General features: G+C 49.8%; 8 protein-coding genes. 4 read left to right on the top strand and 4 right to left on the bottom strand.

Annotated features, from left to right (window positions below; translation table 11 throughout):
* Window positions 1-25: 25 nt before the first annotated feature.
* Window positions 26-2,638 (bottom strand): aminopeptidase N, encoded by a 2,613-nt coding sequence (gene pepN, locus MNO13_RS16575; protein ID WP_241939024.1) that lies wholly within the window; start codon window positions 2,636-2,638, stop codon window positions 26-28.
* A 267-nt stretch (window positions 2,639-2,905) separates the two neighbouring features.
* Here pepN and pncB point away from each other — a divergent pair, with 267 nt between their 5' ends.
* The 4 genes from pncB (at window position 2,906) to MNO13_RS16595 (ending at window position 8,835) form a co-directional block, all read left to right on the top strand.
* A complete protein-coding gene (gene pncB / locus MNO13_RS16580; RefSeq protein WP_064548314.1) occupies window positions 2,906-4,108 on the top strand; it encodes a nicotinate phosphoribosyltransferase in 1,203 nt (400 codons plus the stop codon).
* A gap of 192 nt (window positions 4,109-4,300) precedes the next feature.
* Window positions 4,301-5,701: an asparagine--tRNA ligase gene (gene asnS / locus MNO13_RS16585; protein ID WP_064548192.1), complete on the top strand. Its 1,401-nt coding sequence runs from the start codon at window positions 4,301-4,303 to the stop codon at window positions 5,699-5,701.
* Between the two features lie 596 nt (window positions 5,702-6,297).
* Window positions 6,298-7,455: a porin gene (locus MNO13_RS16590; RefSeq protein WP_064548194.1), complete on the top strand. Its 1,158-nt coding sequence runs from the start codon at window positions 6,298-6,300 to the stop codon at window positions 7,453-7,455.
* Between the two features lie 189 nt (window positions 7,456-7,644).
* The gene (locus tag MNO13_RS16595) at window positions 7,645-8,835 is read left to right on the top strand and encodes an amino acid aminotransferase (protein WP_064548196.1); all 1,191 of its coding nucleotides are present in this window, start codon (window positions 7,645-7,647) and stop codon (window positions 8,833-8,835) included.
* Between the two features lie 60 nt (window positions 8,836-8,895).
* On the opposite strand, the gene MNO13_RS16600 is transcribed toward MNO13_RS16595, so the two are convergent.
* The 3 genes from MNO13_RS16600 to ldtD all read right to left on the bottom strand — a co-directional run bounded on the left by MNO13_RS16600 (window position 8,896) and on the right by ldtD (window position 12,194).
* Window positions 8,896-9,543 (bottom strand): MBL fold metallo-hydrolase, encoded by a 648-nt coding sequence (locus MNO13_RS16600; protein ID WP_064548198.1) that lies wholly within the window; start codon window positions 9,541-9,543, stop codon window positions 8,896-8,898.
* Between the two features lie 40 nt (window positions 9,544-9,583).
* Window positions 9,584-10,132 carry a peptidoglycan L,D-endopeptidase MepK gene (gene mepK, locus MNO13_RS16605; RefSeq protein ID WP_064548200.1) on the bottom strand — a complete coding sequence of 183 codons (549 nt, stop codon included), beginning with the start codon at window positions 10,130-10,132 and terminating at the stop codon, window positions 9,584-9,586.
* Window positions 10,133-10,313: 181 nt separating this feature from the next.
* Window positions 10,314-12,194 (bottom strand): L,D-transpeptidase, encoded by a 1,881-nt coding sequence (ldtD, locus tag MNO13_RS16610; RefSeq protein WP_241939025.1) that lies wholly within the window; start codon window positions 12,192-12,194, stop codon window positions 10,314-10,316.
* Window positions 12,195-12,256: the final 62 nt, after the last annotated feature.

Genomic DNA, 12,256 nt, shown 5'->3' on the forward strand with positions numbered 1-12,256 from the left:
GAGAGGGTTAGGGTGAGGGTGGTTTTTAAGCTAACGCCTTGCTGATCTTCTCGAACAAATCGCCCGACAAGTTTTCCAGCCCTTTCAGCTGTTCCAGCGCTGCACGCATCATCTCCTGTCGTTTTTCATCATAACGTTTCAGTCGAATTAACGGCTCAATCAGACGTGACGCCACTTGCGGGTTACGGTGGTTCAGCTCGCTGAGCATTTCCACCATAAACTGATAGCCGCTGCCGTCGAGTGCGTGGAACGCTGACGGGTTAGCCGCCGCGAATGCACCAATCAGCGAGCGAACACGGTTCGGGTTACCGAGGCTAAACGAACGGTGGTTCAGCAATTCACGCACTTTACTCAATGTGTCTGCCGCCGGACTAGTGGCTTGCAACACAAACCATTTGTCCATCACCAGACCGTCCTGATGCCATTTCTCATCAAACGCAGCCAGTAGTTCTGTGCGGCACGGCAATTGTGCAGCTACAGAAGCAGACAATGCGGCGATAGAGTCCGTCATGTTGTCTGCACTTTCATACTGCTTACGCACCAGTTGCTCGGCAAGCTGTTGATCGCCAAACGCCAGATAACGCAGGCAAGTATTACGCAGCGCACGTTTGCCGATATCCGCATGTTCTACGCGATAAGCATCGAGCTTGTTGGCGTTATAAACTGCCAGGAATTCATCGCCCAGTTCGTTTGCCAGCGTGCGCGTTAACGCTTCATGCACGGCAGCAATCGCCTGCGGGTCAATTTTCTGGAACAGCTCGGCAATTTCGTTTTGCGATGGCAGCGTCAGAATTTCTGCCGCCAGTGCCGGGTCAATTTTCTCATCCAGCAAAATAGCGCGGAAAGCATCGGCAACATGCAGTGGCAGCGACAATGGCTGGCCCTGTTGGCTGCGGTTGACGTTCAACTTGATGTACGTCGCCAGCAGACTTTGCGCGGCATCCCAACGGGAAAAATCGTTGCGTGCATGGCGCATCAGGAACGTCAGCTGCTGGTCACTCCATTTGTATTCCAGTTTCACCGGTGCTGAGAATTCACGCAGCAATGACGGAACCGGCTGGAAATAAACGTTATCAAAGACAAACGTCTGCTCTGCCTGAGTCACATTCAGCACGTGATGAATCGGGTGGCCATTTTTCTGTAACGGAATAACTTTGCCTTCGTTGTCATACAGTTCGATGTCGAACGGAATATGCAACGGCTGCTTTTCCTGCTGTTCAGCGGTTGGCGGCGTGGTTTGGCTGATGGTAAGCCGGTACAGCTCATTTTCCGGGTCGTAGTCATCACGCACGGTGACCACTGGCGTCCCCGCCTGGCTGTACCAGCGGCGGAAATGCGACAGGTCAACGTTTGACGCATCTTCCATTGCCTGCACGAAATCATCACAGGTCGCCGCACTGCCGTCATGGCGCTCAAAGTAAAGTTGCATGCCTTTCTGGAAATTCTCTTCACCCAGCAAGGTGTGCAGCATACGGATAACTTCAGAACCCTTTTCGTACACGGTCAGGGTGTAGAAGTTATTCATTTCGATAACTTTGTCCGGGCGAATCGGGTGCGCCATCGGGCTTGCGTCTTCAGCAAACTGCGCGGCACGCATGGTGCGCACGTTCTGAATACGGTTTACTGCACGTGAGCCGAGATCCGAGCTAAATTCCTGATCGCGGAACACGGTCAGCCCTTCTTTCAGGCTTAACTGGAACCAGTCGCGACAAGTCACACGGTTGCCGGTCCAGTTATGGAAATATTCGTGACCGATAACACGTTCGATGTCGAGATAGTCTTTATCTGTCGCAGTTTCAGCACGGGCCAGCACATATTTGGAGTTAAAGACGTTCAGTCCTTTATTCTCCATCGCACCCATGTTGAAGAAGTCCACGGCGACAATCATATAGATGTCGAGGTCATACTCGAGGCCGAAACGGGTTTCATCCCATTTCATGGATGCTTTCAAAGAAGTCATCGCCCAGCTTGCACGGTCAAGATTGCCACGGTCAACGAACAGCTCCAGCGCTACATCACGGCCAGATCGCGTTTTGAAGGTATCGCGTAATACATCGAAATCACCTGCCACCAGCGCAAACAGGTAACACGGTTTTGGGAACGGATCTTGCCATTGTACCCAGTGACGGCCGTTTTCCAGTTCACCTTCAGCGATACGGTTGCCATTAGATAAAAGGAAAGGATATTGCTTTTTATCCGCAATGATTTTGGTGGTGAAACGCGCCAGAACGTCTGGTCGGTCGAGATACCAGGTAATGTGGCGGAAACCTTCAGCCTCACACTGAGTGCAAAGTGCATCGCCAGAAAGATAAAGTCCTTCCAGCGCAGTATTCGTGGCAGGGCTAATTTCATTAACGATAGTCAGCGTGAAGGTTTCTGGCAGTGACTCGATGATCAATGCACCCTCGTCCTGGCGATAATCTTCCCAGGTAGTGCCGTTTACAGCAACAGACACCAGCGTCAGGTCTTCGCCATCAAGACGCAGAGGCGCGCCTGCTGCACCCTGGCGGGTGATCTGGCTAATAGCTGTGACCAGGGTTTTTGCGGCATCAAGGTCAAAGGTCAAATCGATATCGGTAATCGTGTAATCCGGCGCACGGTAGTCGTGGCGATATTTGGCTTGTGGCTGTTGTGTCATAAAAAACCTTATACATCATCCGTAAGTTTGCGGAGTTCAGTCTATTCCTGTTGCCCGAATGTTGCCACGCAGAATCTTCAACTTTTCTGGGCTTCTCACGCGAATTGCTACATTTATATAACAAGCGGCACAAATTGCTATCGACCAGAAAATGTCCGTGTGTTGTGATCCAGGTTTAATAAACAGATAATCAGGGTATACTCCTGCGTCTTTTATCTGCTTAGCCCTTGATGGAAACGCTCCTGTGAGAGGATGCTGCAACGCGCCATGACACGACACGCTTCCCCGATTTTGCAAACGCTACTGGATACTGACGCCTATAAGCTTCATATGCAGCAGGCCGTTTTCCACCGTTATCACGACGTGAACGTCGCGGCCGAGTTCCGTTGCCGCGGTGATGATCTGCTGGGCATTTACGCAGACGCCATTCGTGAGCAGGTTGATTTAATGCAACACCTCGCGTTAAGTGACGAGGAGTTCGCGTTTCTGGAAACTCTGCCATTCTTCCAGGCCGATTACCTCTGCTGGCTGCGTACTTTCCGCTACGACCCCACTCAGGTGCACATCAGCAATAACAACGGCCATTTAGATATTCGTCTAACCGGTTCGTGGCTGGAAGTGATTATGTGGGAAGTGCCATTGCTGGCGGTGATCAGCGAAGTGGTGCATCAACACCGCTCGCCAGGCGTGACCACGCAAATGGCGCTAGAGAGTCTGGAAAGCAAACTGGTTCAGTTCAAAGAATTGACGGCAGATATCGATCTTTCTGCTTTCCGCCTGATGGATTTTGGCACTCGTCGCCGCTTCTCGCGTGAAGTTCAGGAAGCTATTGTAAGCCGCCTGCAACAAGAATCATGGTTTGTTGGCACCAGCAATTACGACCTCGCGCGCCGTCTGAATTTAACCCCGATGGGCACTCAGGCTCACGAATGGTTCCAGGCACATCAGCAAATCAGCCCGACTCTCGCAAACAGCCAGCGCGCAGCGCTCCAGGCCTGGCTTGATGAGTACCCGGATAAACTTGGCATCGCGCTGACCGACTGCATCACAATGGATGCCTTCTTACGCGACTTTGATCTTTCATTCGCCAGCCGGTATCAGGGGCTGCGCCACGATTCAGGTGACCCGTTTGAATGGGGCGAAAAAGCTATCGCGCATTACGAAAAACTCGGCATTGATCCAAAAACCAAAGTATTGGTATTTTCGGACAATCTCGATTTGCCAAAAGCCATCGAGCTTTATCGCCATTTCTGCACTCGCGTGAATCTCAGCTTCGGTATTGGCACGCGCCTGACATGCGATATTCCGCAGGTGAAGCCACTTAATATTGTCATCAAGTTGGTTGAGTGTAACGGCAAGCCGGTCGCTAAACTGTCCGACAGCCCAGGCAAAACGATTTGCCACGATAAAGCTTTTGTCCGCGCACTGCGTAAAGCTTTCGATTTACCACTAGTCAAGAAAGCCAGTTGAGCCAATAAACCTGTGGGTGATATTCATCGCACTCATAGGTTTCTTTCTTTATATCTGTGACTCCCCTCTTTATGTATTTCTTCGTTTCCTTTGATTTTTCTGCTTGTCTGAAAGCTGGCTACAGGTAACATAGATAACCCCCGAATGTGGGTTATTTTTTATTGTCACTGACCATTTAATAGAGAGAAAAATATGAGCGTTGTGCCTGTAGCCGACGTACTCCAGGGCCGCGTAGCCGTTGACCAAGAAGTCACCGTGCGCGGATGGGTGCGTACTCGTAGAGATTCAAAAGCTGGTATCTCCTTCCTCGCCGTCTATGACGGTTCCTGCTTCTCTCCTGTACAGGCCGTCATTAATAATTCTCTGCCTAATTACAATGATGACGTACTGCGCCTGACAACCGGTTGCTCCGTTGTCGTGACTGGTAAAGTTGTAGAGTCTCTTGGTCAGGGCCAGAGCTTTGAAATCCAGGCAAGTGAAGTTGAAGTGACTGGCTGGGTTGATGATCCTGATACTTATCCGATGGCGGCAAAACGTCACAGCATTGAGTATCTGCGTGAAGTAGCTCACCTGCGCCCACGCACCAACATGATTGGCGCCGTTGCCCGTGTGCGTCATACCCTTGCTCAAGCCTTACACCGTTTCTTCCATGAAAATGGTTATTTCTGGGTATCCACACCGCTGATTACTGCATCTGATACCGAAGGCGCTGGCGAAATGTTCCGTGTATCTACGCTGGACATGGAAAACCTGCCGCGTACCGAAGCGGGCAAAGTTGATTTCGATAAAGACTTCTTTGGTAAAGAAGCGTTCCTGACCGTATCCGGTCAGCTGAACGGCGAAACCTACGCGTGTGCGTTATCAAAGGTTTATACCTTCGGCCCAACCTTCCGTGCAGAAAACTCCAACACCAGTCGTCACCTGGCTGAATTCTGGATGCTGGAGCCAGAAGTGGCTTTCGCCAATCTGGACGACGTCGCGGGCCTGGCTGAAGCCATGCTGAAGTATGTCTTCAAAGCGGTGCTTGACGAGCGTATGGATGACATGGAGTTCTTCGCTGAACGCGTTGACAAAGATGCAGTGGATCGTTTACAGCGTTTCATCGATGCCGATTTTGCGCAGGTTGATTACACCGATGCGGTTACAATTCTCGAGAATTGTGGTCAGAAATTCGAGAATCCAGTGTACTGGGGTGTAGACCTTTCTTCCGAGCATGAGCGTTATCTTGCTGAGCAACACTTCAAAGCGCCGGTAGTCGTGAAAAACTATCCAAAAGATATTAAGGCCTTCTATATGCGCCTTAACGAAGACGGTAAAACCGTTGCCGCAATGGACGTGTTAGCGCCAGGTATTGGTGAAATCATCGGTGGTTCTCAGCGTGAAGAACGTCTGGATGTACTGGATGCGCGCATGGCTGAGATGGGTCTGAATAAAGAAGACTACTGGTGGTATCGCGATCTGCGTCGTTACGGCACCGTTCCACACTCCGGTTTCGGTCTTGGCTTTGAGCGCCTGATTGCCTATGTAACAGGTGTGCAGAACGTTCGTGACGTGATTCCATTCCCACGTACACCACGTAACGCTAGCTTCTAAAACCGCTATTTTTCTAAGGCCAGCATTGCTGGCCTTTTTTACATCTACTGTCTGAACGTCTTTTTTCTTCAACGAAAGTTAAACAAACGTCAATTTCAACCCCATTCCACAACTACCCCGTTACTAAGTGTGTCTATGACACAGACAAACACAAAATAACCACACTTACCGCTAGCACTCTCTCTACCAGCATTGACTTAGCATATTCGGATAAAACTTGCTCAGAAGTCTGGATGTCCAGAAGTCACTCAAATAATGTACAAATGTAAGCAAAATATACACAATATTTTTCTTATTCTAAATTAAACATAAGTAATTCATATATATAGATATAAATAGGTGTTTTTTTAGGCGAAGCGGCAAGGAAGTTTGAGATAGTTCACAAAGTTCCACAAAATACACATTTAGTTACATATAGTTTCTTTTTGTAACCAAGTCTCGATGTTTGTAGCACTTTCTGGCTAGCGAAACGGTTTCATGGATGGAAAGATGCCTGACAGATACAGAAAGACACCAAACTCTCATCAATAGTTCCGTACAGAATTATTGACGGCAGTGGCAGGTGTTACAAAAAAACCTAATGAGGGTAATAAATAATGATGAAGCGCAATATTCTGGCAGTGGTAATCCCTGCTCTGCTGGTAGCCGGTGCAGCAAACGCTGCAGAAATCTATAACAAAAACGGCAACAAACTGGATTTCTACGGTAAAGCTGTAGGCGAGCACGTATGGACCACTACTGGTGACACTTCTAGCAATGACACCACATATGCTCGTATCGGTTTCAAAGGAGAAACTCAGATCAATGACCAACTGACCGGTTACGGCCAGTGGGAATACAACATGAATGCCTCCAACGCGGAAGGCACTCAGCCTACTAACACCCGTCTGGCATTTGCTGGTCTGAAATTTGGTGATGCAGGTTCCCTGGATTACGGCCGTAACTACGGCGCAATCTACGACGTAGCGGCTTATACCGATATGCTGGTTGAGTGGGGCGGCGATTCTTGGGCTGCTACCGACAACTTCATGAACGGCCGTACTACTGGCGTTCTGACTTACCGTAACAACAACTTCTTCGGTCTGGTTGATGGCCTGGCGTTTGCTCTGCAATACCAGGGTAAAAACGAGCGTAGCAACGTAGTTGCTCCAAGCCTGGACGAAAACGGCGTGCCTACTTTAGGTCGTGCTGGTAACGGCGCTAAAGCTAACGGCGACGGCTACAGCACCGCTGTAACTTATGACATCGGCGAAGGCTTCAGCGTTGCAGCTGGTTATGAGTCTGCAAACCGTACTTTCGAACAACGTGAAGCAGCAACTAATGCCAACTGGGCAAGTGCTGGTGGCGACCGCGCTGAAGCATGGTCTACTGCTGCTAAGTACGATGCAAACAACGTCTACGCTGCAATCATGTATGCTGAAACTACTAACATGACTCGCGAACCAGACAATAACTTCGCAAACAAAACTCAGAACTTCGAAGCTGTAGCTCAATACCAGTTCGACTTCGGTCTGCGTCCATCCATCGCTTACGTGCAGTCTAAAGGTAAAGACCTGAAGGCTCGTGGCACCTTCTCCGGTGGCGATGCTGACCTGGTTAAATACATCGAAGTGGGTACCTGGTACTACTTCAACAAAAACATGAACGTGTATGCTGCATACCAGTTCAACATGCTGGACGACAACGAGTATAGCGAATCTGCTAAACAAGCAACTGGCGACCAGGCTGCTGTTGGTATCGTTTATCAGTTCTAATTATCCAGCAACATTGTTGCCAGGATGATTTAAAAACAGGGCTTCGGCCCTGTTTTTTTATGCCCGGAGAGGTGAAAAAAATAACTTGTGACGAGAGCAGTTTCTTTTTGTTGCAAACGGTTGGCATTTACTAAAACAGCAGTTAACCTGAGTGCGTTACTCCCCTCGATATCACAATGGAAACTCGTCATGTTTGAGAACATTACCGCTGCTCCTGCTGATCCAATTCTTGGTTTGGCCGATCTGTTTCGCGCCGATGACCGTCCGACTAAAATTAACCTTGGTATTGGTGTTTATAAGGATGAAACGGGTAAAACTCCGGTTTTAACCTGCGTTAAGAAAGCGGAGCTGTATCTGCTGGAAAATGAGAACACCAAGAACTACCTCGGTATTGACGGTATTCCAGAATTTGGTAGCTGTACCCAGGAATTGCTGTTCGGGAAAAATAATGCTCTGAGTGCAAACAAACGTGCTCGTACGGCTCAAACCCCTGGTGGTACTGGTGCACTGCGTGTTGCCGCTGATTTCCTCGCTAAAAATACCACCACCCAACGTGTGTGGGTGAGCAATCCAAGCTGGCCAAACCACAAAAGCGTCTTTAACTCTGCTGGGCTGGAAGTGTGCGAATATGATTACTATGACGCGCAGAACCACTCTCTGAATTTCGATGGCCTGATTAACAGCCTGCAAGCTGCACAAGCAGGTGACGTGGTGTTGTTCCACGGTTGCTGCCATAACCCAACCGGTATTGATCCAACGGCTGAGCAGTGGAAAACTCTGGCAGAAATGTCACTGGCTAAAGGCTGGTTGCCGCTGTTTGACTTCGCCTATCAGGGCTTTGCCCGTGGTCTGGAAGAAGATGCCGAAGGTCTGCGTATCTTTGCTGCAAGCCACAAAGAACTGATTGTTGCCAGCTCTTACTCTAAGAACTTTGGCCTCTACAACGAGCGCGTAGGTGCTTGTACTCTGGTTGCTGCTGATGCGGATACCGTGGATCGTGCGTTCAGCCAGATGAAGGCTGTGATTCGTGCTAACTACTCTAACCCGCCAGCACACGGCGCCTCCGTTGTTGCTACCATTCTGAGCAATGACGCGCTGCGTACAATTTGGGAACAAGAGCTGTCAGACATGCGTCAGCGTATTCACCGTATGCGCCAGTTGTTCGTCAATACCCTGCAAGAGAAAGGCGCTAACCGCGACTTTAGCTTCATCATCAACCAGAACGGTATGTTCTCGTTCAGCGGCCTGACTAAAGAGCAGGTGCTGCGTTTACGTGAAGAGTTTGGTGTGTATGCGGTTGCTTCAGGGCGTGTGAACGTTGCAGGCATGACGCCAGACAATATGGCTCCGCTGTGCGAAGCGATTGTTGCTGTGCTGTAAGCCATCAGCAGATATGAAAAGAGCCGCTCAAAGCGGCTCTTTTTATTTAGCTTAACAAACTTACCAGACCGGTAATTCGTCTTGCAGGAAGGGATTGTGCAGGCGTTCATAACCCAAAGTGGACAACGGCCCGTGACCTGGAATAAACGTCACATCATCACCTAATGGCAACAGTTTACGTTTAATCGAGTCAATCAGCGCCGCATGGTCGCCACGCGGGAAGTCGCTACGCCCTACTCCGCCTTTGAAAATCACATCGCCGGAAATCAGTAACTGAGATTGCGCATCAAAGAAAACGACGTGACCAGGAGTATGGCCCGGGCAATGCAGCACCTGTAAGGCTACATTTCCCACTGACACACTATCACCCTCGTTCAGCCAACAGTCTGGCGTCAGCGGCAAACACTCCTCAAGCCCAAACATTTGGCTTTGCGCGGGTAAACCCTGCAACCAAAATTCGTCTTCTTTTTCCGGCCCAACAACAGGAACACCGTAATGTTCGGCCAGTTCAGCAGCAGCCCCAACATGATCAAGATGACCATGCGTTAACAGGATTTGCGTAATAGTCACGCCCTGCGCCGCCACTTGCTGCTTGATCTTTTCGGCTTCGCCACCGGGATCAACCAGTGCTGCCTGTTGAGTTACTTCACACCAAATCAGCGAACAGTTTTGTCCGAATGCGGTGACCGGAATTATGTGATAGTTCATGACACTCCAATACCGGCAACCATCGCCGGATTCCGTTGTTTTACCAGCGCCTTAATGGCCCGGTATCAATATGCACAAAGTTGCTGCTGGGGTAGTATCCTACACCACCTGCGCGCATAGATAATGCTGCTTTGCGAACATTGCTCAACGAAATCCCTTCAATATGGAAATCCATGGCCTGGCCTTTGGTGTGGTAGCTTTTTTTCGCAACCCCACGACTGTGAGCACGAAGCTCATTATTGGTGTCCAGAGAGCGATAGCCAGAGACCAGTTGCACCGGTTTGTTGGTCCCCAACAAGCCTTGCAGGCGATATAGCTGGTCGAATAATTTGGGGTCGATGGATTTAATTTTATTCGCGCGATAATCGCGGAAGAAATGATTAAGCCTTGCTAATTCATCCTGAATATAGCCTTTACCATCGAAAAATTCAGCCTTCAATGACTCCCCTGTATGCAGGTTATTCAGAGTCAGAACGCGTGGGCGCGGTGTTGATAGCATGGCAAACGCTTGTGTTGGTAACAGCGAGGCACCTAAAGCCACGCCACCCAACGCCAGCAGCTTGCGGCGGTTTGCGTCAAATTTGTCCATGATGTCCAGGTCTACAGGTAAAAAACGATCGAATAATATGCACTTCAGCGCACTGCCTGGCACCTTAACTGCCAAAACAAAGCGAGTCAAGGTGTGCAAAACCCAGCAAAATCGGGCCCTGTAGAGGACCCGGCTGGGTATCGCAATTATTACGACCGCTAATTCATTAGAATTACTGCATTTAGCGAATCAATAGTTCAGCTTTTGGAAGAATTTGTGCGCCAGATCGCGCGGTAAGATCGTAATTGTAAATATCGGTTCGGTACTGTGTACGTCCATCTTCACCGACAAACGCCGTCAAATAGTAAAGATTGACCGGAATGGTCTGGCGAATATTGACATACTTGGTGCTGCCGTCTTTCAGTTGACTTGAAATCCGGGCATCGTTCCAGCCAGCATCCTGCAATAACATATTTGCCAGTTCAGACGCTTTATTCACGCGTACGCAGCCAGAACTCAGCGCTCGTGCATCTTTCTGGAACAGGGTGTGGTTTGGCGTGTCATGCAAATAGATAGCGTCAGAACTCGGCATATTAAACTTGTAACGCCCTAACGAGTTCTGCACCCCTGGTTTTTGCTGGAAACGGAATGGCAGATTGCTGGCTGTGATAGTTTCCCAATCCACACGCCACGGGTCGATAGCTTCAGCATTGTTGCTCCAGCCGCGTAAAACGCTGTAACCATGGCGATCAAGATAACCCGGGTCCTGACGGACTTTTGGCAGGATATCGTTGCGTGCAAGCGTTGGCGGCACATTCCATGGCGGGTTCACCACCACGTTATTAAGCGCACTGCTCATCATTGGCGTTTTACGGTCAGGACGCCCGACAATCACCCGCGAAGCCAATACTTCACTGCCGTTGAGGTAATAGCTCAGCGAATAGTCAGGGATGTTCACCATAATACCGGTGTCGAGTTTCTTCGGCAGCAATCGCAAACGTTGGATATTTAATGCTACTAACGACGCACGCTGCTGTGGCGTGACATTCAGCCAGTTACGCGTTAATTGCCCAATGGAGCCATCCACACCCAAACCCTGCCATTTCTGGAAACGTTTCACCCCTTCCACCAGTTCGTTGCTGTAAACGCTTCGCACAGCAGGCGCTGATTTCTTTTTCTTCCCGGCAACCGCTTCAGGAGTCTGTTGCGCCACCTGCTCACTGTCTAGTTGAATGGCCGATGGACTGATTGCAACGACAGTATTAGATACACTATCCCGTTCTTTAAGCGGTATTGCAGGTTCAGCTTGCAGCATGCCGGTACGGGCCAGAATTTCTCTCAGTGCTGGCGTATCGTTGCTCCACTGGCCAGGACGGAGCGTTTCACTGCCGGTCAGTTGCGGCCACGGACGTGAGTCACTTAACAAATGCACCAGTGATTGATGCAATTTGGCGTATTGCGGATGCTGAGGCGCAAGTGTTTCGATAAAACTCACCAGCGTTCCCTGGTCAACCGCCACCTGCCATTGGTTAATCACGGAAATAGGCGGAGTTTGCAGCTTGTATGGCTTAGTGCTGTACAACCAGCGGTTACCTTCCGTTGGGATACCATACACAAATTGCAGATATCCCATCATCGCATCTGACAAAACGATGTCTCGCGCCAGACCCGTGACGGCAGGGTCGGTGAGCAGCTCAACCCAAGTGGTAAATTGCGGCTGAATACCGGCAATGGCCAGTTCCGCAAGCTGTTGTTGGAAAGCTTTCACCGCATCGCGATTTCCCCACATCGGTTTCATTTCACGGGCGGCATAGAACGCTGAAAGCGCATTGAGGTAAACCGGCGTATAACCCGCAGGCATTTGAGCCACCAGCTGCGTGCGACTTTGTGCGGCAGACATGCCGGTTGAGTTGAGCGGCAACACTCCCACCATATTAGCGGTCGCAGTAGATTGTGGTAATGGCTGGTCAGGTGAGCTTGCGGGTTCAATGCTCACCGCAGAGCTATCTGATGGAACAACCTCTGGCTCATCGGCCTGCGCCATAAACAGTGGAGCGAAACTGAGTGCCAGTCCCAACGTAAGCGCTGACACTCGAAAACTGTGCAATTTTTTAAGCAACATCCCTTGCCCCCTGTTTTTAAAACTTTCTAATTAACCCAAATTATCTCACTGGGCTTAAATAT

Source organism: Buttiauxella ferragutiae (genome assembly GCF_022637515.1).
GTDB classification, from domain to species: Bacteria; Pseudomonadota; Gammaproteobacteria; order Enterobacterales; family Enterobacteriaceae; genus Buttiauxella; species Buttiauxella ferragutiae.